Origin of the sequence: Nocardioides sp. GCM10028917, assembly GCF_042666175.1 — a bacterium.
Taxonomy (GTDB): domain Bacteria; phylum Actinomycetota; class Actinomycetes; order Propionibacteriales; family Nocardioidaceae; genus Nocardioides.
The window spans coordinates 416,687-443,153 of sequence record NZ_JBHTFL010000013.1; the positions used below are offsets into that span (position 1 = coordinate 416,687).

The window sequence follows — 26,467 nt, forward strand, 5'->3', positions numbered from 1 at the left end:
GCTAGGGTCGGTGGCGGCGATCCCACCGTCGACGTGCGCGAGTGCACCAACGAGGACTTCCTCACCCGGGAGCCGGACGGCCCCGACGCCTGACGCCGGGCCGCGTGGGTACCGGGGATCCATGCCGACCTCCGTGCCGACTTCCGGGCCGAGCTCCGTGGGAGAACCTCCGTCCGCCGCCGCGAGCCTGATGTACGGCGTCGGGCTGGGCGGCTTCGTCGACGGGATCGTCCTGCACCAGATCCTCCAGTGGCACCACATGGTGAGCGCCACCGGTGACCACCCCGTGACGACCGTGGCGGGGCTCGAGGTCAACACGTTGGCCGACGGCTTCTTCCACCTGGTCACCTGGATGGTCGTGGTGGGCGCCTCGGTCGTGACGCTCGCCCAGTGGAGGCAGGGGCGGCTGCCGCCGAGCTGGCGTCTCCACCTCGGTGGGCTGCTCGCCGGCTGGGGCGGCTTCAACGTCGTCGAGGGCCTCGTCGACCACCAGCTGCTCGGCGTGCACCACGTGCGCGACGACCTCGGCGGCCCCCTCGCCTGGGACCTGGGCTTCCTCGCGTTCGGTGCGGTGCTCGTCGCCGTGGGCTGGGTGATGGTGCGGGCGGGGTCGCGCTCGCTCGACGACCGCGGGTGGGTTCCTACGCCCGCGGCGGGAGCCGGTGCAGGACGACGTCCCTGAGCCGACCGTCCTCGGCCGTGGCGGTCAGGTAGGTGCAGTGCGGCTGCCGTCTCCGGTCGGTGGGGGAGCCGGGGTTGAGCAGCCGGAGCCCGGTGGCGGTGACGGTGTCCCACGGGATGTGGCTGTGGCCGAACACGAGCACGTCGAGGTCGGCGTGGTCGACGCTCATGCGCTCCTCACGGCCCTTCGCCTGCCCGGTCTCGTGGACCACGCCGAGACGGACGCCCTCGACCTCGACGCGCGCGACCTCGGGCAACCGCTCGCGCAGCTCGCCGTGGTCGTTGTTGCCCCAGCACGCGACGAGGCGGGCCGACCGCTCCTCCAGCTCGTCGAGGAGACGTACGTCGACCCAGTCGCCCGCGTGGACGACGAGCTCCGCCTCCTCCACGGCCCGCCACACCTCTGCCGGGAGGTCGCGGGCACGCTTGGGGACGTGCGTGTCCGCCAGCATGAGGAGTCGGGTGGCCATGGCACCAGTCAACTGCACGGAGATGGGTACCTTCGACGCATGACGCCCGATCAGTCCACCACCGACGACATGGTCGCCGAGTCCGCGCTGCAGCTGTGGTCGGCGGCCCAGACCGACTTCGACCCCTTCGAGGTCGACTCGTCCGACTGGCCGGAGACGACCGTGCCGGTCCGCGACGCCGACATCGCCGTCGACACGCGGCTCGAGGTCGACGACGTACGCGCCGCCCTCGAGCGGTTGGACGGGGTGAAGGTCGTGGTGGGTCGGGAGGCCGGGACGCTCAGCGTGCTGCGGGTGGTGCCGGAGGACACGCCGCTGTAGCCCCCGACTGCCGGAGCTCGGCGTGGACCGTCGCGAGACGCACCAGGAACGCGCGCTCGTCGAGCCGCTTGCGGCGCAGCCAGCCGGTGACCTCGTCGTTGCACTTGCTCGCGTTGCACGAGGCACAGGCGGGGACGACGTTGAGCAGCGTGTAGCGCCCGCCGCGTGAGATCGGGAGCACGCAGTCCTTCTGCACGGGCCCGCCCGTCGCGCCGCAGTAGGCGCACCCGCCCCATGCCTCCTGCAGCGCGGTCCACTCGCCCGGGCTGAGGTCGTGCTCGACGCTCGCCATCCGGCGCTGGCGCTTCCGGGCCGCTCTCGCGCGGCGGGTGCGTGGCGCTGGCATGGAGTCAGGGTAGGAGTCAGAGTAGGTGCTGGCCCGACGACCCGCCCTCGCGCCGGGCATCCATGAAACCCAGCTGGGCGACCTCGAAGGCCGCGACGAGATCGATGAGCAGCGTGGACGCGGCCTCCGCCAGGTCGCGGGCCTCCGCGACGTCGCGGGCGGTGGCGAGGACCTCGAGGGACACGTCGTTGTGCACGCGTACGACGTCGAGCAGGCCGATCGACTCCCGCATCGCGTCGCGACCGAGCTGGTAGGCCGCCTGCAGCCCGGTCTCGTCGCGCTGGGTGAGGTAGCGCAGCAGCAGCGGCGCGTAGTCGAGGCGCAGGCGCTCGAGCGGGTCCGTCAGGTCGCCAGCCACTCGAGGCCCTCCTCGAGGTCCAGCGCCGTCTGCGTCAGCGGGATCCGCACGCCGAGTCGCACGAGTGTCATGGCGACCTCGGGGCTGATCCCGACCACGACCGTCCGGGCGCCGCGCAGCTGCGCCATGTAGGCGAGCTCGGCCAGCGTGTTGGCAGCGAAGGAGTCGAGCACGTCGAGCGCCGCCACGTCGATGAGGATGCCGCGTGAGCGGTCGCGGCCCACGCGCTCGAGCAGGTCGTGCTGCAGCCTGGTCAGCTGCTCGTCGTCGAGGGCCGTGTGGATGGAGACGATCAGGTTGGGGCCCTGCGACAGGATCGAGGCGGGCAGGGGAGCGCTGGGTGCTCGGGCGTCAGTCGGCATCAGGCACCTTCGAGACGCGGAACCCGAGCTGCCGTTCCGCCTCCTCGATCCCGCCCTGGAGGTCACCGACGGTGTGCATCTTGCTGAGGTCGACGCCGATGGTGACGAGGGTCTGGGCGATCTCCGACGACAGCCCCGTGATGATCACGTCGGCGCCCATGAGGCGGGAGGCCGTCACGGTGTCCACGAGCGAGTTGGCCACCCCCTCGTCCATGTTCGGGACGCCGGTCACGTCGATGACCACGAGCTTGGCGCGGTGCGCGCGGATCCCGTGCAGGAGCTGCTCGGTGAGCTGACGGGCCCGGTCCTCGTCCAGCACCCCGATGATCGGCAGGATCAGCAGCCGCTCGCGTACCTGCAGCACCGGGGTCGACAACTCCAGCAGCGCGTCCTGCTGCTCCCGGATGACCCGTTCGCGCTGCTCGACGAAGCTGACGGCCACCGTGTTGGCGATGCGGTTCGCGGCCGGCTCGTACGCGTCGAGCACCTGGTTGAGGAGGTCGAAGTCCTCGCGGTACTTCTCGAACAGGGAGCGGGCCAGGACGTCGCGCAGCAGCAGGACGATCCCGACGACCTCGTGCGTCTCGACGCCCCGGGGGATGATGCGCTCGGACAGGTCGCGGGCGTAGTGCTGGAGCGCCTTCACGCTGCCCGTCTCGAGCACCTCGACGTAGTTGTCGTACACCGAGGTCGCCTCGGAGAACACCTCCTGCGCCGTCATCGCGGACAGCAGGTGGGCCTGGGTGATCCGCTCGGCCCACTGCTGCCGCAGCTGTGTCCGGTGGTCGCGCAGGTGCGCCACGAGCTCCGGGAGGAGGGTCTCCTCGCCGTGTGCGCGCTCGGCACCGGTCTGGGTGCTGGAGTGATCGGTCATGACGTCGCCGTCCTTCTCGTCGGGTGCTGCGTCGGGTCCTCGTCGCGTCACGGCAACCACTTCTCCATCGTCACCCTTGTCCCCGCGCCCGGGGTCGAGCTCAGGTGGAACCGGTCCATCAGCCGCTTCGCACCGGGCAGGCCGAGCCCGAGTCCGCGGTAGGTGCTGAAGCCGTCCTGCATCGCCCGGTCCACGTCGACGATGCCCGGACCCACGTCGCGGGCGATGACGGAGATGCCCGTGCGCCCGTCCTCGGACAGCACGGACATGGTCACGTCGCCGCGCTCGGCGAACTTGACGATGTTGCGGCTGATCTCGGAGATGGCGGTCGCGATGGCCGTCTGGTCCGATGCCGAGAAGCCGGCAGCGGCCGCCACCTCGCGCCCCTTCTGGCGGGCGAGCACGACGTCGGCGTCCCGCGACACCGGCACCCGGAGGACGCCCTCGTCCGTCCGCTGCCCGCGACGCTCGAACAGCTCCTCGGCGAGGTGGCCGCACGTGCGGCACTCCAGCAGGTGCGCGTCGACGTCCAGCTCCCGCTGGCGACGCCGGTCGCCCGTGGACAGCGATCGCAGCACGGGTCGACAACGGTCGGTCGGCGGCTCGACGCCCTCCGCGGCGAGGAGGTACTCGACGCGGAGGCCCGCGCGCGCACGGTTCAGCCGCGCCGCGACCGCCCCGGGGGTGGAGCCGAGCTGGTCCGCCATCGTCCTGGTGTCGTCACCGTCGACCTCGTGGGCCAGCAGGAGGTCCCGGTCGGCCGCGGACAGGTGGGCGAGCGCGGCGGCGACGAACTCCTGCTCCTCCTGCCGCAGGACGCCCGCGGTGGGCGTGTCCGCGTCCGGTGTCTCCGCGTCCGGTGGCTCCGCGAGCAGGTGGGAGCGGCTGCGTGCACGGTCGTTCCGCTCGGCGTACGACGCCACGACGTGCCGAGCCGTGACCGACGCGTAGTGCGACAGCTTGTCGGGATCGATGCGCGACGAGGAGGACATCAGCCGGGCCAACGTCTCCTGGACGAGGTCCTCGAGCGTGTGCGGATCCTTGATCCTCGCGCCGACGACCCGGCGGACCGTCGGGATGAGGTCGACCAGGGCGCGCTCGTCGTACGGCGGCTCGCCACCGCCCCGCACCGCATCGGTCGCCACAGGGTCCTCCTTCCCGCCGGGAAGCAGGAGCTGCGGCCCCTCGGGTAGACCTCCACGAGTCTATGACCGTCCTCGGCCGAGCGCATGACGCGAACCTCCCTTCGGGCGTGCTGCCGATGGAGGTCGCGCGAGCGTGGATCGAGGCCGTCCGGGCTTCGGGCTCGCGTCATGCGCCGGCGACTCGCGGGTCATGGGGACGGAGACGCGGCACGACAACCGAGGAGGCGCACGTGGACGGTCCGGACGGACACCCGGGGAACGGTGACGCTGCGCAGCAGCGTGCACGCGACCTCGAGGCGCGCGTGACGGAGCTCGAGCAGCGCGTGGTGACGCTCGCTGCGGCGGTCGACGCGGCGTCGCGGATGCGCGTCGCCACACCGTTCAGGGTCAACGAGGACATCAGGATCGCCGGCGGGCGGCTGGTCCGCCGGATCCTGGAGAAGGGCAGCCTCGTCGCCGACTACCGCGGAGCGGGCCGCACCGAATAGCCGCCGGCGGCGCCGTGCACGACTACCCCCCGCGGCGCCGCCGGTCCTCAACTCCGGGGCACGACCCGGGGGTCGGGGGGTTGCCGGAGAAGGAAAGCATGCGGTCGCTCGGGCGCCGTCGAGATGGAGGGACTGCGTGACGATGGAGACGAGCACGGTGAACGGGGAGGGGCTCGCACGGCGCACCGCACGATCGGTGCCGGCGGCCGCCAGGGCGAACGGGACCGGTGCCGAGGCGCCACTACGCATCGCGCAGGTGGCGCCGCTCTACGAGGCGGTCCCGCCCGGCGCCTACGGCGGGACGGAGCGCGTGGTCGCGACGCTCTGCGACGGGCTGGTCGCGCAGGGGCACGACGTCACCCTCTTCGCGCCGGAGACCTCCTCGACCGAGGCGCGGCTGGAAGCCTTCGAGAAGCCGCTGCGCGAGCGCTTCGACGCCCACGAGATGGCCAGCGTGGCGCCACACCTGCACCTGGAGATGATGGCGGAGCTGGCGGCACGCGCCGGCGACTTCGACGTGATCCACTCGCACCTGGACCTGTTGGCGTTGCCGTTCACGCGGCTCATCGCCACGCCCACGGTGCTGACCCTCCACGGGCGCCTCGACCTCGACTTCGTGCGCCAGCTCCTGCCCCGCTACGGATCGGTGCCGCTCGTGTCGATCAGCGACGACCAGCGACGTGCGGTGGCGGACCTCGACCTGACCTGGGCGGCCACCGTCCACAACGGCCTCGACCTCCAGCACTACCGCGACGTGCCCCACGACTCCGACGGCTATCTCGGCTTCGTGGGCCGGATCGCGCACGAGAAGGGGCCGTTGACGGCGATCGAGGTCTCGCGGCGCACCGGGGTGCCCCTGCGGCTGGCGGCCAAGGTCGATCCGACCGACGTCGCCTACTACCAAGAGGAGGTGGCGCCCCAGATGGGCTCCCACGTCCGCTTCGTCGGTGAGATCACGGAGGACGAGAAGCCGACCTTCTACGCCTGTGCTCGCGCCACCCTGTTCCCGAGCGACTGGCCCGAGCCGTTCGGGCTCGTGATGATCGAGTCGTTGGCCGCCGGCACCCCGGTGATCGCCCTCCGACGCGGCTCGGTGCCCGAGGTCATCGAGGACGGCGTCACGGGCTTCATCTGCGACGACGTGGACGAGATGGTCGAGGCCGTCGGCAGGATCGACGAGATCGACCCCGAGGCGTGTCGCCGCGGCGCCGCGCGGTTCAACGCGGAGCGGATGTGCCAGGGGTACGTCGACGTCTACCGGTCCCTGCTCCCGGGCTCCGCCGGGGGCAGCCCGCTCCCGGCCCCGCGGCAGGCCCTGGGGCAGCAGCTGTCACCGTCCACCGGCGAGAACTGAGGCGAGGGGCTGTCGCGGCGCCGGTGCGTCACAGCACCGAGAAGCCCGGCGGAAGTCCCTCCCGTCCGGTGGCGGCACGCAGGAGCGCCGTGGCACGACCGTCGGTGACGGCCAGCTGCGCGACCAGGTCGAAGGCCTGCGCGGCAGGGACCGGGGGCGGCTCGGACGCCTGTCCGAGGGCGGCCGCGAGGTCGGCGGTGTGAACGACGAGCTCGAAGGTGCGGGTCGGCAGGTAGTCCGCCAGGCGCATCCCGCCGGCGATCGTGGTGACCACCTCGGTGCCCTCGCACGCAGCGACCAGGGGGACCACGCGGGCCGCGATCTCCGCGACGGCAGCGGCCGGGTCCGTCCCGAGCGCCTCGCCGGCCGCCCGCCCGCGAGCCGCGACGTCGGGGCCCGCGGCGGCGGCCCGGGTCGCGCGGTAGTACTCGGCCGTCGACCCCACCTCGACCACCTCCGCCGGGCGGGCGAGGTATGTCTCGACCGTCAGGAGCGCACGACTGGTGTGGCCGACCAGGCTGCGCACGTCCCACTCGCCCAGGCCGGGCTCCGTCCACCGGCCCGCCGCCATCGCCGCGACGGCGACGAACCACTCCGCGGCATCGCCGAACGCCCGGCAGGAGGTCGTCCACGGGGAGTCCATCTCGGGAGGGTACGACCAGGGGGTGCTCCACGTCTCCGGAGCGGGTCACGCTTGCGCTCCGATCCCCGAAGTCGAGTACGTCCGGGGCGGGCACGTGGGCGTACGCGCTCGGAGAGGGAACGTGGGGTCGATCGTCGGGGGAGGAGCCTCATGCGCTGGATCTTGCGAGCGGCAGTGGCGGCCTCGATCGCCCTTGCGGGAGCGCTGTCGGTGGCCGCCGCGGCGCAGCGCTGGTGGCCCACCTGCAAGGGCGACGTCGCAGTCACCGGCCCGGCACCTGCGACGGCGCGGAGCGATGTCCGTCGCCCGGCTCGACCTCCGGGTCGGCCAGAAGCCGCCCTGCGACTGAACGCCACGGCGGCCCGCACCGTTGTCCTGACGCACGTCGCGAGCCGGTCCACGTCATACGAATGCGCGCTCATGGCTGCGGATCGGTATGACGCAGGGGACCACCGACCGGACGTCATACGAATGCGCGCCCATGCGTCGCCCCTCGTATGACGCTGCCCGGGCCGCCGGGAAGGCCACCGGGAAGACCGCGAGGGCGGCCCCGACGCGCACGGCGCTGTCCGGCCGCGGTCTTCATGCCTTCGAGCGCCACGGGGCCATGTCGAGGCCGGGATACCGCTGGCCCACGCCGTCGAGGGTCTCGGCGGTCCAGTAGGGGTGGCCGGGAACGGGGAACCCGAAGAGCTCCAGCTGGCGCGGGCCGGCTTGCTCGACGAAGTCGTACCAGCGCGGATCGTGGCTGCGGTCGGCCCAGGCATGGCGCTGTGCCCACTCGGCAGCCGCCGGGCGGTAGTTGAGGTGCATCGAGAACCGCGCGCCCCGGGGCCGGGTGATCGCGGATCCGCGATGGACCGTCTGCGGCTGGAAGGCGACCACGGTCCCGGGCGGTCCGGTCGCCGGGACCTCCTCCCGGTACAGGTCAGGACGCCCGGTCGATGCCACGAATCCCGCCTGGGTGTCGTCGGTGTCCAGTCGGGGGAAGAAGTTCGGCTTCGCGGGCAGTCCGTCCGTGGCGACGGTCCGGGGAACCATCCGCGGTGCGCCGAGCTCCACCGTCACATCGGAGAGGAACACGAAGAGCTCGAGCTGGCGGAACGCCGGCGCAGTGGAGGGCGCGAGGACGGTGTGGTTGAGGTAGTCGCGGTGATGGTCCTGCTCGTAGTCGGCGGCGCCTTCGTACTTCGCCCAGGCCTCTGCCGAATAGAGACGGATGTCGGGTGTCCCGAGCAGTGTCGTGGCGAGCGCTACGAGTGCGTCGCAGACCGGGATCCGGTTGAGTGCGGGGCTCGCGAACGGGAAGCCGTCGATGCCGTCGAACTCGTCACCGATGAACCGAGCGTTCCGATCGGGGTCGGCTCCGTCGTGGAACTCGGCTGCGGACGGGAACAGCAGTCCGAGCTCGTCGACGGCGGGAGCGAGGTCGGTGGCGGGAAGGTAGCCGGGCAGGACGACGAAGCCGTCCTCGATCCACGACCGCGTTGCGGCGTCCAGGTCCATGCTGTGGTTCTACGCACCACGCGCTGGTCACGCACCTGCTTTTCCTCCCCTGGCCTAGGGTCGCCGCATGAGAGCCGACGTGGTGGTCGTGGGCGCCGGCCTGTCGGGCGTGGCCTGCGCCCGGGAGCTCCGGGCGTCCGGTCTCGACACCCGCGTCCTCGACCGCGGTCGCGTCCCGGGCGGCCGGATGGCCGCCCGCACCCTGTGGGGCCGTCGCGTCGACCTGGGTGCGTCCTACCTCACCGTCAGCGACCCCGGGTTCCTCGCCGTCGTCGAGGACTGGGCCGAGCGCAGGCTGGCCCACGAGTGGACCGACACCTTCACGGCGCTGGGCGGAGACACGCCGGACAGCAAGAAGGGCCCGGTGCGCTGGGGAGCGCCGCACGGGCTGCGGTCGCTGGTCGAGGACCTCGCGGCCGACCTGGTCGTCGAGCGACGGGAGGTGCGAGCGCTGGCGGAGCTCGACGCGGACGCCGTCGTCCTCGCCATGCCCGACCCGCAGGCACGCCGGCTGGTGGGCGACCACCCGGTCGGGGGCGAGCTGCGCCGGGAGTGGGAGCCGGTCATCGCCGTCGCCGCCCGGTGGTCCGACCGCACCTGGGACGGCGTCAGCCCGACCGACCGCTTCGAAGGTGCCTTCGTCAACGACGACCCCGACGTCGCCTGGGTCGCCGACGACGGCCGGCGCCGCGGCGACGACGCCCCGGTGCTCGTCGCCCACTCGACGCCCGAGCTGGCCGCGCGCCACCTCGACGACCCGGCCGGCGCCGCGCCCACCGTGGTGAGCGCTGTCCGGAGGCTGCTCGACGCCGGCGAGCCGCAGGACGTGCACGTCCACCGCTGGACCTTCGCCCGTCCGACGGGTCGGCGCGAGGAGCCCTACGCCCTCGTCGACGGCGACCGCCCGGTCGGGGTGTGCGGCGACGGGTGGGGCGAGACGCCCAAGGTCGAGACCGCCTGGCTCTCCGGCGTACGCCTGGGGCGTGCGCTCGCCGCGTGGCTCACGTGACCTCGAGCAGTCCCCGCTCCTCGATCAGGTCGAGCGCCAGGGTGCGGTAGCCCTCGTCCTCGAACAGCACGGTGATCCGGTCGTCCTCGACGTCGGTGACCGTGCCGAGGCCGAACTCCGCGTGGCGCACGGTGCTCTGGACGGCGTACGGCACGCCCGGGTCGGCGACCTCGTCGGGCGCGAGGCCGGCCACGCAGTTGTCGCAGATCCCGCACCGGTCGCGGACCTCGGCGCCGAAGTAGCCGAGCATGAACGCGCTGCGGCACCGCTCCGTCTCGGCGTACGCCCGCATCATCTCCACGCGCGAGCCCTCCAGCTTGCGCTGCGCCTCGGCCCGCTCCACGACGGCGTCGACCAGCCTCTCGAGGCCCGCGTCGTCGGGCAGCTCGTCGGCCTCACGCGCCAGCCGCACGAGGTTGACGAGGCGCCCGGCCTTCCGCGGACCGAAGTCGAGGTGCTCGCTCAGCTCGCGGGGATCGTCGCTGCCGGTCTCCGAGGCCGCCCTGACGACCGCACGTACGTCCGCGGGCTGGGGCACCGGGGTCGTGAAGAAGCGCCCCAGCGACAGGTCCTCGGCCCGGTAGGCCAGCACGGCCGTGGCGGTGGCGCGGTCGCGGCCGGCGCGTCCGACCTCCTGCCAGTAGGTGTCCGGGGACTCGGGGACGTCGGCGTGCACGACGAAGCGGATGTCGGGCTTGTCGACGCCCATCCCGAAGGCCGAGGTCGCCACGACCAGCGGCAGGCGTCCCGACATGAAGGTCTCGTGCACCTCGTCGCGTCGCCGCTGGGACAGCCCGGCGTGGTACGCCGCGACGTCGTGCCCCCGCTCGAGGAGGGCCTCGACGACGGCCTCCGCGCCCTTGCGCGTCCGGCAGTAGACGACACCGCTGCCGTGGTCGAGGGACAGCTCGTCGACGATCGCGAGCACCCGTTCGCGCTGCTCGTCGGCGTCGGAGAAGCGCTCGACGGTGAGCGCGATGTTGTCGCGCTCGAAGCCTGTCAGCACGACGAGGGCGTCGCGGAGGGCGAGCCGGTCGACGATGTCCTGCTGCGTGGGCAGCGCGGCGGTCGCGGTCATTGCAATCACGCGGGGCGCCCCGACCTGCTCGATCAGCTCGCCGAGCCGCAGGTAGTCCGGACGGAAGTCGTGGCCCCACGACGAGACGCAGTGCGCCTCGTCCACCGCGACGAGGGTCGGCTCGATCCGGGCGATCTCCGCCAGCACCTCCGGGTTGGCCAGCTGCTCGGGGGAGAGGAGCAGGAAGCTCAGGTCGCCGTCGCGGGCGGCGGCCAGCACCCGGCCGCGCTCCTCGTCCGACTCCGCGGAGCTGAGCCGGGCAGCGGTGAGCCCGGCCTCCTCCAGCGAGGCGACCTGGTCCTGCTGCAGCGCGAGCAGCGGTGACACGACGACCGTGCAGCCCTCGAGCAGCAGGCCGGCGAGCTGGTAGGCGAGGGACTTGCCGGCCCCGGTGGGAGCCACGAGCAGCACGTCGCGCCCGCCGAGGAGCGCCTGCACGGCCTCCTCCTGCCCGGGCAGCAGCTCGCGGTGCCCGAACCAGCGCTCGGCGGCTTCGCGCACCCGCGCGGAATCGGTGGTCATCCGGCCGGAGTACCCGCGGGGCTGGGCGCCTATGAGCAGGGAGTCACGAGGGGTGCGTCACCTCGGCCGGAAGCCCGAGCACATCAGCGGGATGCCAGCACCGCCAGGTCGCGCTCCGCGTAGAGCCGGTGCTCCCACTCCTCGTTGAGGACCACGCGCAGGCAGTCGGCGACGGTGAGCCCGGTGGCGTCGGTGAGGAAGGGCGTGGCCGAGGAGACCGGTCGGGCCAGCTCGGCGTCGGTCAGCCCGTCGAGCACCTCCGCGACGGTCGCGCGGCGCTGGCGACGCACGGCCATGACCTCGTGCAGCTCCGGCCGCACCCGCCGCGCCCACGGCACTCCCTCGTGCACGGGAGCCTCGTCCCACGGCAGGTCGAGGGGGTGCCAGGGCGACGGGTCGGCGAGCACGACGCCGCCGACCCAGCACGCGTGCGCGAAGCCGAGGTGGCGGAGGGTCTCGATGAAGGACCACTCGCCGTCGACCTGCTCGTGCAGCTGCTCGGCGGGCACGGATCGGGCGGAACGCATCGTCTCGCCCCACAGCCGGTCGAGGACGGCGAACGCCTCCTGGAAGCCGGCGACGTCGGTCGGTGCCATCAGCGCGCGCTCGGGCATCCGCCGGTTGAGCTCGGCCTCCACCAGCGGGACGACGTCCACCCCGTTGACCACGAGTCGCAGCACCTCGCCGCTGATCTCCATGTCGGGGATCTCGACGCCGGTCATCCGGACGCCGTCGAGGTACGCCGCCCGCACGCGGGTGCGGCTCAGGTCGACCTCGCGGACGTCCAGGTCGCTCATGTCGACGCCCCGGAACGTGCTGCCCGAGAGATCGACCTGCTGGAAGCTCGAGCCGCTGAGGTCCTGCTGGGTGAAGTCGGTCATGCGGGCAGGCTAGGGGGCGTTGCGGACGATCGGCGACCGGTTCGATGATGACGGCATGACCGCTGCCCTCCGCACCCCCGGGACCGTCGCGGTCCCCGGTGCCGTCCTGTCCTTCGACGTCGTCGGCGACCTCGCCGACGCGACCCCCGACAACCCACCGCTGGTCCTGGCCGGCTCGCCGATGGACAGCACCGGGTTCGGCAGCCTCGCGGCCCGGCTCGACGGTCGTGTGCTCGTCCTGACCGACCCGCGCAACACCGGGCGCAGCACGCGCGACGACGACACGGCGGCGGTGACGCCGGAGCAGCACGCGGAGGACCTGCACGCCCTCGTCGAGGCCCTGGGCGTCGGTCCGGTCGACCTGTTCGCCTCGTCCGGCGCCGCCGTCAACGCCCTCTTCCTGGTCGCCGCCCACCCCGACGACGTACGCGTCCTGGTGGCGCACGAGCCCCCGATGGCGCCGCTGCTGCCGGACGGCGACGCCATCGGCCGGGCGTGCGACGACCTGGTGGCTGCCTACGACGCGTCGGGCATCGGCCCCGGGATGGCCCGCTTCGTCAGCCTGGTGATGCACCGCGGCGAGTGGACGGGCGACAAGCCGGTCCCGGACCCCGCGGTGTTCGGCCTGCCCGCCGAGGACGACGGCTCGCGCAACGACGGCCTCATGGCCAACATGCGCGGCGAGGGGTGCACCCGGGTCCCGGACCTCGCCGCGGTCCGGGACGCGCCGACGACCGTGGTCATCGGCGTCGGGGAGGAGTCGGGAGGCCCCACGGACGGGGAGATCGCCGGGCGCGCCGGCTACGCCGTCGCCCGGGAGCTGGGTGTCGAGCCGGTGGTGTTCCCCGGCGGGCACAACGGGTTCCTCGGCGGCGAGTACGGGCAGACCGGCAAGCCGGACGAGTTCGCCGCGCGTTTGCGCGAGGTGCTGTCGGTCCGGTGAGCCACCCGGTGCGCTACAGGCGAGCTACCAGGTGATCTCGATCTCGATCTCGTTGTCGTCGCCGAGCTCGACCTCGACCTTGAGCCGCACCTGGTCGGGCACGGCCACTGTGACGCGGCTGCCCCCGCGGGAGAACTCCACCGAGTTGTGCTTGGCGAGCGAGTCGGCGAGGGCGCGCAGCCGGGTAGCGGCCTCCTCGCGGGTCATGGTCTGGGTCTCGTCCATCTCGAAAAGGTCCATGTCCCGAACGTAGACGATCGGGACCCACCGCCTACAGGCCCAGCATCCGCCCGATGATCTCCTTCTGGATCTCGGTCGTGCCGCCGTAGATGGTCTGGATCCGCGAGTCGGTGTACGCCTTGGAGATGGGGTACTCGTCCATGTAGCCGTAGCCGCCGTGCAGCTGGACGCCGGCGTCGACTACCCGCTTCTGCAGCTCGGTGGTCCACCACTTCGCCATCGACGCCAGCGCCGTGTCGACCTCGCCGGCGTTGAGCCGCAGCACGCAGTCGTTGATGAAGACCCGCGCGATGTGCGCCTCGGTGGCCATCTCGGCCAGCACGAAGCGGTTGTGCTGGAACTTCCCGATCGGCTTGCCGAACGCCTCGCGCTCCTTGGCGTACGCCAGGCACAGGTCGAGGACGTGCTCGATCGCGGCGACGGCGATGCAACCGATCGAGATGCGCTCCTGGGGCAGGTTCTCCATCAGCGACACGAAGCCGGAGCCCTCGGCGCCGAGCAGGTTGTCCTTCGGCACGCGTACGTCGGTGAAGGACAGCTCAGCAGTGTCCTGGGCGTGCAGCCCCATCTTGGCGAGGTTGCGGCCGCGCTCGAAGCCCTCCATGCCGCGCTCGACGACGAGCAGCGAGATGCCCTGGTGCCCGGCGTCCGGGTCGGTCCGGCAGACCACGACGACGAGGTCGGACAGGATCCCGTTGGAGATGAAGGTCTTCGACCCGTTGAGCACGTAGTGGTCGCCGGCGTCCACCGCCGTCGTACGGATCCCCTGCAGGTCTGACCCGGCACCCGGCTCGGTCATCGCGATGGCGGTGACGAGCTCGCCGGAGACGCAGCCGGGCAGCCACCGCTGCTTCTGCTCCTCGGTCCCGAGCGAGGAGATGTAGGGGACGATGATGTCGGTGTGCACGGCGAAGCCCGGTCCGGAGGCTCCGGCCCGCGCCGACTCCTCGGCGAGCACCATGTTGTAGCGGAAGTCCTTGATCCCCGGCCCGCCGTAGGCCTCGTCGACGTCGAAGCACAGCAACCCGCGCTCGCCGGCCCTGCGCCAGACCTCGCGGTCGACGATGCCCGCCTCCTCCCACGCGGCATGGTGGGGCGCCACCTCCTTCTCGAAGAAGGCGCGGGCCACGGCGCGGAAGTCCTCGTGCTCCTGCTCGAGGATGCTGGGGCGGTCAGGCATGGTTCCTCCGATCGGTCGGGTTGGTGGTCCTCCCCGACGGGGTGAGGCGACGCCGGTGCGGCGTGCCTACGTTGGCGGCATGACTCTCATCAGCACGGCCGTGCGCGCCACCCACCTCGTCACGAACGCCGCGTGGTTCGGCGGCTCGCTCATGGGGGCGGTCGGGCTCAACCAGGCCGCGCGCGAGCCCGACACGGAGCGGGAGCGGGTCGAGGTCTCGGGGACCGGCTGGGAGCGGTGGGGTCCCGTGCAGGGTGCCGCGATCGGGCTGCACCTGCTGAGCGGGATCGCGATCCTCGCCGACAACCGCAACCGCGTCGCGACGCACCCGCCGACGACCGCGGCCGTGGTGGCCAAGACGGCGCTCACCGGCGCTGCCGTGGCCGCGTCCGCAGCGGCGTACGTCTACGGGCAGCGCCTCGGCGACGCGAGCGGGGAGGACGGCCACCCCCGGCAGCCCGAGGTCGCCGAGGACGCGCGCGGCAAGCTGGCGTGGCTGCAGTGGGCGACGCCGGCCCTCACCGGCGCGCTGCTGGTGCTCGACGCCCAGCTCGGTGAGCAGCAGCGCGGCAGGGCGGGCCTGCTCGACCGGCCCTGGTGAACGTCGCGCCATGACGTCGTGGCTCAGGACACCCATTCCTTCACCTGCGCGACGGTGGCGGCCGGATCCTCCGAGACGGGCGTGATGTTGAGGTCGGTGACCCCGGCCTCCCGGAAGGCGGCGATGCGCTCGCGGACGTACGACTCCGGGCCGACGAGGTTGGCCGCCTCCAGCCACTCGGTCGGGACGAGCGCCTCGGCCTCCCGCTTCTTGCCGGAGAGGTAGAGGTCCTGGATCTCCTCGGCCTCCTTCTCGTACCCGTAGGACCGCGCGACGTCGTTGTAGAAGTTCTTCCCCTTGGCGCCCATGCCGCCGACGTAGAGGGCGAAGATGGGGCGCGCGAAGTCGAGCAGCGACTTGGTGTCGGGGCCCTCGCCGATGGCCACCATGCCGCCGGCCATCACCTGCAGCGGACCGAGGGCGTCGTGTCGCCGGGCGTTGCCGGCCGCGAGCGCGTCACCCCAGACGAGGTGCGCCTTCTCCGGGTGGAAGAGGTGCGGGATCCAGCCGTCGGCGATCTCGGCCGTCTGCTCGACGTTCTTCGGGCCGAGTGCGGCGATCCAGATCGGGATGGTGTCGCGCTCCGGACGGGTGAGCAGCTTGAGCGGCTTGCCGAGGCCGGTCACGGCGCCGTCGTCCTTGGTCAGCGGCAGGTGGAACTCGCCGTCGGCCGACAGCGGCTCGCGCCTGAGGCCCCGGCGGATGATGTCGACGACCTCGGCGGTGCGCGCCATCGGCTTGCGGTAGGGCACGCCGTGGAAGCCCTCGACCACCTGCGGCCCGCTCACCCCGAGTCCCAGGATCGCCCGGCCCTCGCTGACGTTGTCGAGCCCGGCAGCGGTCTGGAGCAGGGCGCCCGGGGTGCGCGAGTAGATGTTGAGGATGCCCGAGCCGATCTTCACGGTCTCGGTCTTCGCGGCGAGGTAGCCCATCAGCGTGGGGGCGTCGAAGCCGTAGGCCTCTGCGACCCACACGCTGTCGAGGCCGGCCCGCTCCAGGGCGACCACCTCGTCGGCCGCCTTGCGCGGGTTGCCGTCGTACATCAGCAGGGTGGCGAGACGCATGCCTCAACTGTGACAGTGGGACTGTCACGGTGCAAGGGTGCTCACGCCGGTCAGCCGTCCGGGCACACCGACCGGTAGGGCTGGGCGGGCAGGAACTGACGCCACTCCTCCTCGGTCAGATCGCGACCGGCCATCTGGCAGGCGAAGTCGAGGGCATGGTCGAGGTCGGTCTCCCACCGGTAGACCCTGCCGTCGTACGACGCGATCGCCACGTCGTGGGTGTCACCGATGAACTGCACGCCGGACGGCACCCGCTTGCCGCGACGGGGTGGGTGGGCGGTGCCCAGCAGGTCAAGGGTCGAGGCGTCCCAGAGGCTGACCCCGCCGTCCTCCGCGCCCGAGACCAGCAGCTCGCCGTCCCCGGAGTAGTCGAGCCAATACACGGCGGCGCCCAGGCTGGCGGATCTCCCGAGCTCTTCCCCCGTCGAGACGTCGATCGTGACGATGTCACCGTCGGCCCCCGCCGCCGCGACGGTCGAGCCGTCCGGAGACAGGACCGAGGCGTACACCCATTGGTCGAGATTCCCCTCGACGAGCACGTCTCCCGTGTGCATGTCGATCACCTGCCAGTCCATGCCGCCGCCGATCACGGAGGAGACCTCGTAGACCATCGCCGCGCTCCCGTCACCGACAGGAGTGGCACAGCAGTCCGCAGCCACGCGCAGGGGCTCGCCCCGACGACGAAGGGTCTCGGCGTCGAGAAGAGCAGTCCTCCTGTCGGAGCCGCCCGTGGCGTAGCCGCCTACGAGCAGGCTGCGTCCCTCGTCCACGTACGCGAGCGTCGAGACCGTCCCGATGTTGCGGCGCCGGACCTGTCGTCCGGTGGAAGGGTCGAGCCAGGTGGACGCGCGCCCGGAGGTGCACTCGATGTTGCAGAACGCCACGTACTCCTTCCCCTGCGGATGCCACGTCCCGCTCGGCCAGCCGAAACCTTCCTCCCACGCGTCCACCGGCGCTCGGGACGGCGACGTGGCACGGCCGGTGGCGAGGTCGACGAACCTGATCCACCCCTTGCGCTGGTCGTCGAGCCAGGTGAAGGCCACGCGGCTCCCGTCCGGTGCGAGGTCGGCGTGAGCGAACTCGGGGACGTCCTCCACCTCGGTCGTCCGCTGGAGGTAGGTCTGCTGCCCGGACACGTCCCAGCTGCGGAGCATCGAGTCGGCGCCGCCAGCGTGGACGAGGTCGTTGTCCGGGCCGAAGCCGACGCCGTACGGGTCGAGGGTGTCCCACCGTTCGAGTGACCGGCCGGTGGCGGAGTCCCAGACGATGAGGTCGCCGCCTCTGGAGACCGACCCCACCAGCGAGCCGTCCGGGGAGAACCGGAGGTCGAAGACCGCGTCGCGGTGGCCCCGCAGCGTGTGGACCGTCCTGCCATCCGCCGCGTCGACGAGGACCGCACCATCACCGTCCCCGTCGCCCCCGACGGCGAGCAGGGTCCCCTCGGAGTTCAGCTCGAGGCCGAACGTGCGCACGTGGGGACGCCGCCACACCCGCCTGCCGGACGCCACGTCGTACGCCGTGAGAGGCCAGCTCGTGTAGAGGGTCCGGGCGTTCGGGCTCAGCGCCATCCCCTGGAGGCCAAGGCCCACCGGCACCCGCACCGGAGGGCTGCCCGGGGAGCGGAGGTCCCAGACCAGGGCGGTGCCCGGCATGTCCTGGGACCCCGGGGGAACGCCCTCCACCCCCGGCGGGAACACGGTGGCGGCCAGGTGGCGACCGTCCGCGCTGAACTGCGCTGCTGCCCCGTACAGCGGCGTGCTGCTCGGAAACGCGAGGCGAGGTGCGGTCGGCTGCATGGTTCTCGGGTCCAGCAGGCGCACCGGTTCGGTGGACTGCACGTTCTCGAGGACGACGGCGAGCTGCGAGCTGTCGGGGCTGAACGCCCCGAACATGAAGGCCAGTTCCCCCTCGGGGAGGTCACCCGCGTCGTAGCTGCGCACCGGGTGGTTCGTGGAGGTGTCGTAGAGGTGCATCCGGTTCTGGTCGTCCGATGACGCGATCCAGCGGCCGTCCGGGCTCACCTCGAGCACCTCGAGGAAGCCGCCGGACGGCGCCGCCGAGCGAACCAGCAGGGGTCGTCGGGCCAGCGCGGCCAGCAGGTTGACCCGGGTCTCCGGCGAGACGTCCAGCCGTGTGCCGGCGGCTGCGAGGAGGAGCGACAGGCTGATGTCGTCGGTGAGCTGCGACCGGAGCCCGACGCGCCGAGCGTCTGCGGAGACCGCCGCCTGCTCAGCGTGAGCGGCGTTGTCCCTCGCCCGGTCGGACTGCACCGCGGCCACGCCACCGGCAGCAAGGGCGAGGACCAGGAGGACCACGGCGCCCCCGAGCACCACGCGCAGGCGTGCGATCAGTCTCGCCTGCGCCCTCGCCTGCTCGGCGGCGCTCCGTTCCTCGGCGTCGGAGGACTCGCGGGCAGCGTGGAGGAACGCGCGCTCGGTGTCCGTGAGGGTGGGTTCGGTGCGGGACTGCCAGTCCAGCACCCGGGTCAGCCGCACCCCGCGGTACAGCTCGCTGGGAGGGCGCCCGAGGGTGTCCCATGAGTCGGCCGCTCCGGCGAGGTGGTGACGGATCCGTTGACCCTCGACGTCGTCGTCGAGCCAGCCACGCAGCCGCGGCCAGGCGCGGGTCAGGGCCTCGTGGGTGATCTCGAGGACACCCTCGTCGCTGGTCACCAGTCGAGCGGCGACCAAGGCCTCGACGAGCTCGTCGTGGACGGGTGCCACGAGCCGCCGCGGCACCCGTGTCCTGACCGCCTCGCCCTCGGTCCCGGGCGAGACGAGCCGCAGCACCAGGTCGCGCAGCTGCCGACGCTGCTCGGGCCCGATCCGTCCGTACAGCTGCTCGGCGGACTGGGCGACCGCGCCGTGAATGCCACCGGAGGCACGGTAGCCGTCGACGGTCAGGGTGTTGCCCTCGCGCCGCTGCCACGTCTCGAGCAGGGCGTGCGAGAGCAGGGGCAAGGCGCCAGGGTCGTCGCGCACCTCGTGCACGAGGACGTCGACCAGACCGTGCTCGATGACCAGGCCCGCCTGCTCGGCGGGGCGCTCGATCGCCTGGCGCAGGCCGTCCTCGTCGAGAGCGCCGACGAGATGCAGGCCTCCCTCCACCAACCGGCTGAAGCCCGCGTGCTCGGTGACCTGTTGGAGGTAGTCACCCCGCACGGTGACGAGCACCGGACGTCGTCGTGCCTCGCCCGCGAGGCGCTCGAGGAAGGTCCGCCTCTCCTCGAGGTCGTCGCACAGCGCGAACACCTCCTCGCCCTGGTCCACGGCGAGGACCGTGCCGGACTGCGCGTCCTCCGGCAGCGCGGTGAGCGACTGCATCGGGCGGGGCCCCGGCGTGACGAGGACGACTCGGTGGCCGCGTTGACTCAGCACGGCCAGCACGCCGGCGCGCAGGAGCGACGACTTGCCCGATCCGGACGGACCCACGAGCGCGGCGAACGAACCCCTGGCCAGGATCGCCAGACAGGCGTCGACGTCCGCATCGCGGCCGAAGAACCGCTCGGTGTCATCGACGTCGTACGCCGCGAGCCCCTGCCACGGGCACTGCGCACGCCCGGCCTGCGCGTGCGGGACCAGCAGCTGGGGGTCCTGCTCGAGGATGGACTGCTCGAGAGCGAGCATCTCGGGCGACGGGTCGATCCCGAGCTCCCGGGCCAGGATGGACCGCAGCTGGCGCAGCGAGCGCAGCGCCTCGCCCTGGGCGCCCGTCTGGTACTGCGCGAGGACGAGCAGCTCCCACCGTCTCTCCCGCAGGGGGGCGGCCCGCACCAGTGCGTGTGCCTGCGCCAGCACCTCGCGCGGACGGCCGCTGCGCAGCATCGCGTCCACGTGCATCTCCTGAGCGTCCAGGCGCAGCTCGTCCAGCCGCCCGGCCTCGCGTCGCGCGGGCGGCCACTCGGGCAGGTCGGCGAACGCAGGGCCGCGCCACTGCGCGAGCGCCTCCTCCAGCAGGAAGGCCACGCGGTCGCTCTCGCCCATCGTCAGCAGCGCGCGGGCCCGGGTCACCCGTGCCTCGAAGTCGCGGGCGTCGACGTGGTCAGGCGGCACGGCGAGCACGTAACCGTGGGGCGTCGTCTCTATCGCCTGCGGGCCGAGCACCTTGCGCAGCTTGACGATGCAGGACTGGAGGTTCTTGGCGGCGGACGCCGGAGGCCGGTCGGCCCACACCGCGTCGATCAGCTCGTCCGCGCTCACGGGCCGCCCCGGCCGCGTGGCAAGGGCTTGAAGGACTACTCGGTCGTGGGGGCCGAGACGGCCCGGTCCGTCGACGGTCAGCGGACCAAGGACGTTGATCCCCACCTCGCCAGAATCCTCGGGCTCGGGAGGCTGGTCAACGGCACGTGTACCCGGCCTGTACCACGCGTGCGCAGGACCTGTACCAGCTCCTGGGCCACTGGACGTCTCGAGCCGCACGGCTCGAGGTCCCGCAGACCAGGAGATCCCATGAACCACCTCAGGAACACCGTCGCCGTGGTGGCCGTCACCGCTGCGCTCAGCCTCGTCGCCGCGTGCGGCGACGTGGAGCCCCCGGCCAACGACATCACCAAGTCGGTGAAGAAGAGCAAGAGCCCGGCTCCCAAGATGCCCGTGCGTGACCATGCCAACCGCCTGGACTTCGGCGACGGTGAGGCCACGCTGCCGGCGAAGCCGAAGCCCACGAGGGACATCAACCTTGCGCGGCTCGACTTCGGGGACCACGGACGTCCCTGATGAACGCCTACGCGATCGGCGCGGACTCGCCGCGCTGGTGGTGGCCATCGGTCACTGTCGGCGTGGTCGGGGCGGCGGCCATCGCCGCCATCCTGGTCCTTCCCGCCAACGGCTCCCTGCCGCCGGGTGGGACCACGCGGCAGGACGTACCTCCCCCGGCGGGCGACCCGTGGTTCTCCACGGTCGACCCAGGTGTGGACCGCCAGTGCTTCCTGCTCCGGCCACGCGCGGGCGCCGCCCAGGACCATCCCTCGTGCGGTCGGTCGTCCATGCGCCAGCACTGGTCCTCGACCTACAGCGGACGACCCAGTCCCGACTCCCGCCCCTGAGGTCAGCCCTCGACGTACGTCGACCCGGCGAGCACCGCGGCCACGGCCTCGGAGCGGGGTGTCGTGCCGAGGAGGGTGGCGGTGACGAAGTCCGCGGCGTAGGCCTCGAAGGCGCGCGCGTGCCGCACCATCGCGTGCCGGCCGCCGGGGATGGTGACGTAGCCGACCGGCGTGGTGCTCGCCAGGCGCCGGGCCAGCTCGGCCGAGCGCGTGGGCAGGGCGATGCGGTCCTCGCCGCCGTGCACGACGAGCACCGGGGTGTCGCTCAGCCCGACGCGGTCGGTGGGCATCACCCACGGGTTCAGCGCCACCACGCTGCGGACCTGCGGGTCGTGCCCGGCGAGCAACGCCGCCCGACCTCCCAGCGAGTGGCCGACGAGGGCGACCGGCAGGTTCCCGTGCTGGTCGGTGACGCGGTCGAGCGCCCACGCGACGTCCATCACCGGCGTGGTGCTGGAGTCCCAGCCGCGGTGGGTGTTGAGGAGCCGGTGGACCGCCAGGCGCGACCTGCCCGCGAAGGCGATCCGCTGCGCGAGGGGCACCATGCGGAGCACGGAGAGCTGCGCGGCGCTGACCATCGCCCTGTCGCCCCGGCTGGCCCCACCGTGCAGGACGAGCACGATCCCCTTCGGGTCGCGCCCCCTTCGGACGGGGACCAGACGAGCGCCGGACATCGAGCCTCCGCGGTGAATGGGTGCTGGCCCCGATCCGTACCCGCCGGCTGACGTCACATTCGCGCGCAGCTCACCGCCCGAGGTCGGGCACCACCTCGGCGCCCGGCAGGTCCGCCAGCACCCGGCCGGGCACCAGCAGCTTGGAGCGTCGTACGCCGCTGCCGAGCACGACGACGGGTTCGTCGAGCAGCGCGTCGTGGACCAGCACGCGCCACCCGTCCGGGAGCCCGAGCGGGGTGATGCCGCCGTGCTCCATGCCGGTCTCGGCGACCGCACGCTCCATCGGGAGGAAGGACGCCTTGCGCACGTCGAGCATCTTGCGGACCAGCGTGTTGACGTCGGCGCGCGTGTCGGCGCGGACCACGCACGCGGCGACCCGCTCGTCGCCGGCGCGCGCACCCGCGACGACCACGCAGTTGCCGCTCGCCGTCATCGGGATGTCGTACGCCTCGCTCATCGCCGCCGTGTCGGCGAGGTCGGGGTCGATCCCGACCACGGCCACCTCGGCCGCTCCGGGCCAGGCGGCAAGGGCGGCCGCGACGGGAGCGGCGACGAGGTCGTGGTGCTCGGTGGCGGGCAGGGACGTCAGGGAGGGGAAGCTCGGGAGCGGCACGCGGTCATCATGCGGCATTCACCCTCACGTCATCGCGGCACCACCGTCCGGTCCCCGTGCTCGTGCAGCGTGGTGCCATGACGGTGACCCGCGAGGCGGTGCACAGGACCTCGTCGTTGGTCCCCACCCCTGCCGTGGTCGCGCACCGCGGCGCCAGCGGGCACCGTCCCGAGCACACCCTCGACGCCTACCGGACCGCCATCCGGATGGGCGTCGACGACATCGAGCTCGACCTCGTCGCCACGCGCGACGGGGTGCTCGTGGCACGCCACGACCTCGAGCTCAGCGCGACCACGGACGTCGCCGACCGTCCCGGGCTCGCCCACCTGCGCCGCACGAGGGTCGTCGACGGGGTCGAGCAGCACGGCTGGTTCGTCCAGGACCTGACGCTGCCCGAGCTCAAGACGCTCGCCGCGCGCGAGCGGATGCCCGGCACCCGACCCGGCAACACGGCGTACGACGGTGCGGAGGGGGTGCCGACGCTCACCGAGGTGCTGGCGATGGTCGGCGCGGAGTCGGTCCGGAGGGGCCGTCCGGTGGGGGTGGCGCTCGAGCTCAAGCACGCCGCCCACCACGACGCGGCCGGGCTGCCGCTGGACGTGCCCCTGCTGCGCGAGCTCGCGCGACAGGGACTCGACCACCCGTGGGCACGGGTGGCCCTGATGTCCTTCGAGGCCCCCGTCCTCCAGCGGCTCGCCGAGCGGACCCGGCTGCCCGTCGTGCAGCTGCTCGACCGCGGGCACCCCGTGACGCCCGACGAGCTGGACCGCATCGACGAGTACGCCGACGGGCTCGGCGCGCACCGGTCGCTCGTGCTGCCGCGGGACAGGGACGGAGCGATCGGCGCGCCGTCGTCCCTCGTCCGCGACGCCCACCGTCGCGGCCTGACCGTCCATGCCTGGACCGTCCGCGCCGAGAACCGCTTCCTGCCCACCAACCTGCGCCGCGGCTCCGCCCCCGATGCGCCCGGCGACATGGCGGGGGAGGTGCGGGCGCTGCTCGCTGCCGGGGTCGACGGGGTGATCACCGACCACCCCGAGGAGGCGCTGTCGGTGGTGCGCGAGCGCGCTGCCACGACCGTCGGCTGAGGGTTCACGAGGCGTTCACCGCCCTGACCGCGGGCCGCCGTCCCGCGCCGGTTGGCTCACCGTCATGACACCTCGGACTCGCGCCGGCCTCGGGCTCGCCCTCGCCGCCGCACTGACCTCCCTCACCCCGCTCGCGGCCACCACCCCGACGGCCACCGCGACCGCCCCGGCTGCCCCAGCCGCCGAACCCTCGCACGTCGAGCCGGTGCTCGTCGGTCACCGCGGCGCGTCGGGCTACCGCCCCGAGCACACGCTCGCCGCCTACGAGCTCGCCATCGAGCAGGGCGCCGACTACATCGAGCCCGACCTCGTCTCGACCAAGGACGGCGTCCTCGTCGCTCGGCACGAGAACGAGATCGGCGGCACCACCGACGTCGCCGACCACGCCGAGTTCGCCGACCGCCGCACCACCAAGGTGATCGACGGGCGCCCGGTCACCGGCTGGTTCACCGAGGACTTCACCTACCGGGAGCTGCGCACGCTGCGCGCCAAGGAGCGGCTCCCGCAGGTGCGGCCCGACAACACGGCGTACGACGGCGAGGAGCGGATCCCGACCCTCGACGAGGTCATCAAGCTCGCCCGCCGCGAGGGGGTCGGCATCTACCCCGAGACCAAGCACCCCACCTACTTCGACTCCATCGGCCTGTCGTTGGAAGAGCCGCTGGTCGCCGCGCTGGAGAAGCGCAGGTGGGCCGACGCCGACGACCCGGTGATCATCCAGTCCTTTGAGGTCACGAACCTCCAGCAGCTCGACACGATGGTCGACGCGCCGCTCGCGCAGCTGGTCGACGCCGCTGGCGGACCCGCCGACCTGCCGGGCACGACGTACGCCTCGATGGTGACGCCGACAGGTCTGGCCGCGATCGCGACGTACGCCGACGGGCTGGGCGCCGCGAAGAACCTGGTGCTGCCGCGCGACGCCGCCGGCCGGACCGGGGCGCCGTCCTCGGTGGTGCCCGACGCACACGACGCGGGCCTCGTCGTGCACGTGTGGACCCTGCGCCGCGAGAACCAGTTCATGGCCGCCAACTTCCGGGTCGGCACCGACCCGAACGCGCCGGGCGACCTGGCCGCTGAGGCCCGGGCGTTCCTCGACGCGGGTGTCGACGGCATCTTCAGCGACAACCCCGACGTGGTCGCCGGCGTGATGGGCTGGACCGCCTCGCAACGGTGACAGGCAGGGCCTTGCACCGGCGTACGCTCACCCCGTGACGTACGCCGGTGCTGCCCCGACCGCGACCTCGACCGCGACCTCGACCGCGCTGCTCGAGCGCATCCGCGCGTCCGTCATCGGCGACGACCAGGTGATGGAGGGGCCTTATGGTCCCCGTCGCGTCACCTACGCCGACTACACCGCGTCGGGGCGCAGCCTGACCTTCATCGAGGACTTCGTCCGCCACGAGGTGCTCCCGGCCTACGCCAACACCCACACCGAGGCGAGCGGCACCGGGCTGCAGACGACCCGCCTGCGCGAGGACGCCCGACGGATCATCCGCGACGCCGTGGGCGGCGACGACGAGACGGTCGTCATCTTCTGCGGCTCCGGCAGCACCGCGGCGATCGACAAGATGATCGGCATCCTCGGCCTCCGCATCCCCTGCGTGCTCGAGGACCGCCACCGCCTCAGCGCCGCGATCCCCGCCGACCAGCGTCCGGTCGTGTTCATCGGCCCCTTCGAGCACCACTCCAACGAGGTGAGCTGGCGCGAGACCATCGCCGACGTCGTCACCATCCACGAGGACGCCGACGGCCGGGTCTCCCTCGACCACCTCCGCGAGGAGCTCGAGCGCCACGCCGACCGGCCGCTCAAGATCGGCTCGTTCTCCGCGGCCTCCAACGTCACCGGCATCGTCACCGACACCGAGGGCGTCGCCGACCTGCTCCACGAGCACGGTGCCCTCAGCTTCTGGGACTTCGCCGCGTGCGCGCCCTACGTCGACATCGAGATGTACGGCCCCGGCAGCTCCCGCAAGGACGCGATCTTCATCAGCCCGCACAAGTTCATCGGCGGTCCGGGCACCCCGGGCGTCCTGGTCGTGCGCCGCGAGCTGCTCGTTAACCGGGTGCCGGTCGTGCCGGGCGGTGGGACCGTGATGTACGTCAACCCGACCGAGCACCGCTACCTCGACGATCCGGCCCACCGCGAGGAGGGCGGCACCCCGGCGATCGTGGAGTCGATCCGCGCCGGGCTGGTCTTCCAGCTCAAGCAGGCCGTCGGCGTGAAGACGATCCAGGCCCACGAGGAGGAGCTGCTGCGCCGCGCGGTCGAGACGTGGGTCGCCGAGCCCGGCATCCAGATCCTCGGCAACCTGGACTCGCAGCGGCTCTCGATCGTCTCCTTCGTCGTCAAGGCGCCCGACGGGACCTACCTCCACCACAACTTCGTCGTCGCGCTCCTCAACGACCTCTTCGGCATCCAGACCCGGGGCGGCTGCTCGTGCGCCGGCCCCTACGGCCACCGCCTGCTCGACATCGACCTCGACCACAGCCACCGCTTCGAGGCGCAGATCGCCACCGGATGCGAGGGCATCAAGCCCGGCTGGGTGCGGGTCAACTTCAACTACTTCGTCGACGAGGAGGTCTTCACCTACGTCGTGGAGGCCGTGCGCCTCGTGGCGCGCGAGGGCTGGCGCCTGCTCGGTGACTACCGCTTCGACCCGATGACCGGCCTCTGGCACCACCGCACCGGCCCGGTCGAGCCGCCGCTGCGCCTCAGCGACGTGGCCTACGCCTCCGATGGCTCGATGACCTACCCCCGGCACACGACGACGGCCCCCGTCTCGGTGCTCAGGGAGCACCTCGACGAGGGCCGCGCGATCATGGCCGCCGCGTCTCCACCGGACTGGTCCGACACCGGCCACCTGGGGGCCGACTTCGACGACCTCCGGTGGTTCGCGCTGCCGGCCTGCTCGCTGGGCTAGCTGTAATTCCCACAGAGGTTGTGAACGTCGAGGCGTAGACGAATAGCGAGGACCTCCAGTA

General features: G+C 72.5%; 28 protein-coding genes. 12 read left to right on the forward strand and 16 right to left on the reverse strand.

Annotated features, from left to right (window positions below; genetic code table 11):
- Window positions 1-121: 121 nt before the first annotated feature.
- A complete protein-coding gene (locus ACFQW6_RS22120) occupies window positions 122-682 on the forward strand; it encodes a DUF2243 domain-containing protein (RefSeq protein ID WP_378550711.1) in 561 nt (186 codons plus the stop codon).
- Here the strand turns inward: ACFQW6_RS22120 and ACFQW6_RS22125 are convergent.
- Entirely contained in the window at window positions 642-1,151 is a 510-nt protein-coding gene (locus tag ACFQW6_RS22125; RefSeq protein ID WP_378550713.1) for a metallophosphoesterase family protein, read from the reverse strand. The genes ACFQW6_RS22120 and ACFQW6_RS22125 overlap by 41 nt on opposite strands.
- A 39-nt stretch (window positions 1,152-1,190) precedes the next feature.
- On the opposite strand from ACFQW6_RS22125, the gene ACFQW6_RS22130 reads away from it, so the two are divergent.
- On the forward strand, window positions 1,191-1,472 hold the full coding sequence (locus ACFQW6_RS22130) for a hypothetical protein (RefSeq protein ID WP_378550715.1): 282 nt from the start codon (window positions 1,191-1,193) through the stop codon (window positions 1,470-1,472).
- Here the strand turns inward: ACFQW6_RS22130 and ACFQW6_RS22135 are convergent.
- Genes ACFQW6_RS22135 through ACFQW6_RS22155 form a run of 5 tightly spaced genes read right to left on the reverse strand, consistent with a single transcriptional unit; the run spans window position 1,432 to window position 4,557 of the window.
- Complete coding sequence (locus ACFQW6_RS22135; RefSeq protein ID WP_378550717.1) at window positions 1,432-1,818, reverse strand: HNH endonuclease; 387 nt, start codon at window positions 1,816-1,818, stop codon at window positions 1,432-1,434. The genes ACFQW6_RS22130 and ACFQW6_RS22135 overlap by 41 nt on opposite strands.
- Before the next feature lie 16 nt (window positions 1,819-1,834).
- The gene (locus ACFQW6_RS22140; protein ID WP_378550719.1) at window positions 1,835-2,176 is read right to left on the reverse strand and encodes a phosphatase RsbU N-terminal domain-containing protein; all 342 of its coding nucleotides are present in this window, start codon (window positions 2,174-2,176) and stop codon (window positions 1,835-1,837) included.
- On the reverse strand, window positions 2,161-2,538 hold the full coding sequence (locus ACFQW6_RS22145; RefSeq protein WP_378550721.1) for an STAS domain-containing protein: 378 nt from the start codon (window positions 2,536-2,538) through the stop codon (window positions 2,161-2,163). Before ACFQW6_RS22145 ends, ACFQW6_RS22140 begins: the two co-directional genes overlap by 16 nt.
- Window positions 2,528-3,463: an STAS domain-containing protein gene (locus ACFQW6_RS22150; protein WP_378550723.1), complete on the reverse strand. Its 936-nt coding sequence runs from the start codon at window positions 3,461-3,463 to the stop codon at window positions 2,528-2,530. The genes ACFQW6_RS22145 and ACFQW6_RS22150 overlap by 11 nt, the downstream gene beginning before the upstream one ends.
- Window positions 3,460-4,557: a sigma-70 family RNA polymerase sigma factor gene (locus ACFQW6_RS22155; RefSeq protein WP_378550725.1), complete on the reverse strand. Its 1,098-nt coding sequence runs from the start codon at window positions 4,555-4,557 to the stop codon at window positions 3,460-3,462. The genes ACFQW6_RS22150 and ACFQW6_RS22155 overlap by 4 nt, the downstream gene beginning before the upstream one ends.
- Window positions 4,558-4,787: 230 nt before the next feature.
- On the opposite strand from ACFQW6_RS22155, the gene ACFQW6_RS22160 reads away from it, so the two are divergent.
- Window positions 4,788-5,045, forward strand: a complete 258-nt coding sequence (locus ACFQW6_RS22160) for a hypothetical protein (protein ID WP_378550727.1) — start codon at window positions 4,788-4,790, stop codon at window positions 5,043-5,045.
- Window positions 5,046-5,187: 142 nt separating this feature from the next.
- Window positions 5,188-6,399, forward strand: a complete 1,212-nt coding sequence (locus ACFQW6_RS22165) for a glycosyltransferase family 4 protein (protein WP_378550776.1) — start codon at window positions 5,188-5,190, stop codon at window positions 6,397-6,399.
- 28 nt (window positions 6,400-6,427) lie between these two features.
- Here ACFQW6_RS22165 and ACFQW6_RS22170 read toward each other — a convergent pair whose 3' ends face one another.
- Window positions 6,428-7,042: a maleylpyruvate isomerase N-terminal domain-containing protein gene (locus tag ACFQW6_RS22170; RefSeq protein WP_378550729.1), complete on the reverse strand. Its 615-nt coding sequence runs from the start codon at window positions 7,040-7,042 to the stop codon at window positions 6,428-6,430.
- Window positions 7,043-7,624: 582 nt separating this feature from the next.
- Window positions 7,625-8,548, reverse strand: coding sequence for a phytanoyl-CoA dioxygenase family protein (locus ACFQW6_RS22175; protein WP_378550731.1), 924 nt, complete (start codon window positions 8,546-8,548; stop codon window positions 7,625-7,627).
- Window positions 8,549-8,615: 67 nt separating this feature from the next.
- Here ACFQW6_RS22175 and ACFQW6_RS22180 point away from each other — a divergent pair, with 67 nt between their 5' ends.
- Entirely contained in the window at window positions 8,616-9,557 is a 942-nt protein-coding gene (locus ACFQW6_RS22180; protein ID WP_378550733.1) for an NAD(P)/FAD-dependent oxidoreductase, read from the forward strand.
- Here the strand turns inward: ACFQW6_RS22180 and ACFQW6_RS22185 are convergent.
- Window positions 9,550-11,157 carry a RecQ family ATP-dependent DNA helicase gene (locus ACFQW6_RS22185; protein ID WP_378550735.1) on the reverse strand — a complete coding sequence of 536 codons (1,608 nt, stop codon included), beginning with the start codon at window positions 11,155-11,157 and terminating at the stop codon, window positions 9,550-9,552. The two genes, ACFQW6_RS22180 and ACFQW6_RS22185, sit on opposite strands and share 8 nt — an antisense overlap.
- Window positions 11,158-11,240: 83 nt before the next feature.
- The gene (locus ACFQW6_RS22190) at window positions 11,241-12,038 is read right to left on the reverse strand and encodes a DinB family protein (RefSeq protein ID WP_378550737.1); all 798 of its coding nucleotides are present in this window, start codon (window positions 12,036-12,038) and stop codon (window positions 11,241-11,243) included.
- 55 nt (window positions 12,039-12,093) lie between these two features.
- On the opposite strand from ACFQW6_RS22190, the gene ACFQW6_RS22195 reads away from it, so the two are divergent.
- Complete coding sequence (locus tag ACFQW6_RS22195) at window positions 12,094-12,981, forward strand: alpha/beta fold hydrolase (RefSeq protein ID WP_378550739.1); 888 nt, start codon at window positions 12,094-12,096, stop codon at window positions 12,979-12,981.
- A 24-nt stretch (window positions 12,982-13,005) separates the two neighbouring features.
- Here the strand turns inward: ACFQW6_RS22195 and ACFQW6_RS22200 are convergent, their stop codons facing one another.
- Together ACFQW6_RS22200 and ACFQW6_RS22205 are read right to left on the reverse strand one after the other, a co-directional pair.
- Window positions 13,006-13,221 (reverse strand): amphi-Trp domain-containing protein, encoded by a 216-nt coding sequence (locus tag ACFQW6_RS22200; protein ID WP_378550741.1) that lies wholly within the window; start codon window positions 13,219-13,221, stop codon window positions 13,006-13,008.
- Window positions 13,222-13,252: 31 nt separating this feature from the next.
- Window positions 13,253-14,401, reverse strand: a complete 1,149-nt coding sequence (locus ACFQW6_RS22205; protein WP_378550743.1) for an acyl-CoA dehydrogenase family protein — start codon at window positions 14,399-14,401, stop codon at window positions 13,253-13,255.
- Between the two features lie 79 nt (window positions 14,402-14,480).
- Here ACFQW6_RS22205 and ACFQW6_RS22210 point away from each other — a divergent pair, with 79 nt between their 5' ends.
- Window positions 14,481-15,002: a hypothetical protein gene (locus ACFQW6_RS22210; RefSeq protein WP_378550745.1), complete on the forward strand. Its 522-nt coding sequence runs from the start codon at window positions 14,481-14,483 to the stop codon at window positions 15,000-15,002.
- Window positions 15,003-15,025: 23 nt separating this feature from the next.
- Here ACFQW6_RS22210 and ACFQW6_RS22215 read toward each other — a convergent pair whose 3' ends face one another.
- Window positions 15,026-16,066: an LLM class F420-dependent oxidoreductase gene (locus ACFQW6_RS22215; RefSeq protein ID WP_378550747.1), complete on the reverse strand. Its 1,041-nt coding sequence runs from the start codon at window positions 16,064-16,066 to the stop codon at window positions 15,026-15,028.
- 50 nt (window positions 16,067-16,116) lie between these two features.
- The gene (locus ACFQW6_RS22220) at window positions 16,117-20,523 is read right to left on the reverse strand and encodes a BTAD domain-containing putative transcriptional regulator (RefSeq protein WP_378550749.1); all 4,407 of its coding nucleotides are present in this window, start codon (window positions 20,521-20,523) and stop codon (window positions 16,117-16,119) included.
- Here ACFQW6_RS22220 and ACFQW6_RS22225 point away from each other — a divergent pair.
- On the forward strand, window positions 20,515-20,781 hold the full coding sequence (locus tag ACFQW6_RS22225) for a hypothetical protein (protein WP_378550751.1): 267 nt from the start codon (window positions 20,515-20,517) through the stop codon (window positions 20,779-20,781). The genes ACFQW6_RS22220 and ACFQW6_RS22225 overlap by 9 nt on opposite strands.
- A complete protein-coding gene (locus ACFQW6_RS22230; protein WP_378550753.1) occupies window positions 20,781-21,110 on the forward strand; it encodes a hypothetical protein in 330 nt (109 codons plus the stop codon). Before ACFQW6_RS22225 ends, ACFQW6_RS22230 begins: the two co-directional genes overlap by 1 nt.
- Before the next feature lie 2 nt (window positions 21,111-21,112).
- On the opposite strand, the gene ACFQW6_RS22235 is transcribed toward ACFQW6_RS22230, so the two are convergent.
- Both ACFQW6_RS22235 and ACFQW6_RS22240 read right to left on the reverse strand, forming a co-directional pair.
- On the reverse strand, window positions 21,113-21,784 hold the full coding sequence (locus ACFQW6_RS22235; RefSeq protein WP_378550755.1) for an alpha/beta hydrolase: 672 nt from the start codon (window positions 21,782-21,784) through the stop codon (window positions 21,113-21,115).
- Window positions 21,785-21,854: 70 nt separating this feature from the next.
- A complete protein-coding gene (locus tag ACFQW6_RS22240) occupies window positions 21,855-22,397 on the reverse strand; it encodes a YbaK/EbsC family protein (RefSeq protein WP_378550757.1) in 543 nt (180 codons plus the stop codon).
- 77 nt (window positions 22,398-22,474) lie between these two features.
- Here ACFQW6_RS22240 and ACFQW6_RS22245 point away from each other — a divergent pair, with 77 nt between their 5' ends.
- The 3 genes from ACFQW6_RS22245 (at window position 22,475) to ACFQW6_RS22255 (ending at window position 26,406) form a co-directional block, all read left to right on the forward strand.
- A complete protein-coding gene (locus ACFQW6_RS22245; protein WP_378550759.1) occupies window positions 22,475-23,485 on the forward strand; it encodes a glycerophosphodiester phosphodiesterase family protein in 1,011 nt (336 codons plus the stop codon).
- A 64-nt stretch (window positions 23,486-23,549) separates the two neighbouring features.
- A complete protein-coding gene (locus ACFQW6_RS22250) occupies window positions 23,550-24,659 on the forward strand; it encodes a glycerophosphodiester phosphodiesterase (RefSeq protein WP_378550761.1) in 1,110 nt (369 codons plus the stop codon).
- A 34-nt stretch (window positions 24,660-24,693) separates the two neighbouring features.
- Window positions 24,694-26,406, forward strand: a complete 1,713-nt coding sequence (locus ACFQW6_RS22255; protein ID WP_378550763.1) for an aminotransferase class V-fold PLP-dependent enzyme — start codon at window positions 24,694-24,696, stop codon at window positions 26,404-26,406.
- Window positions 26,407-26,467: the final 61 nt, after the last annotated feature.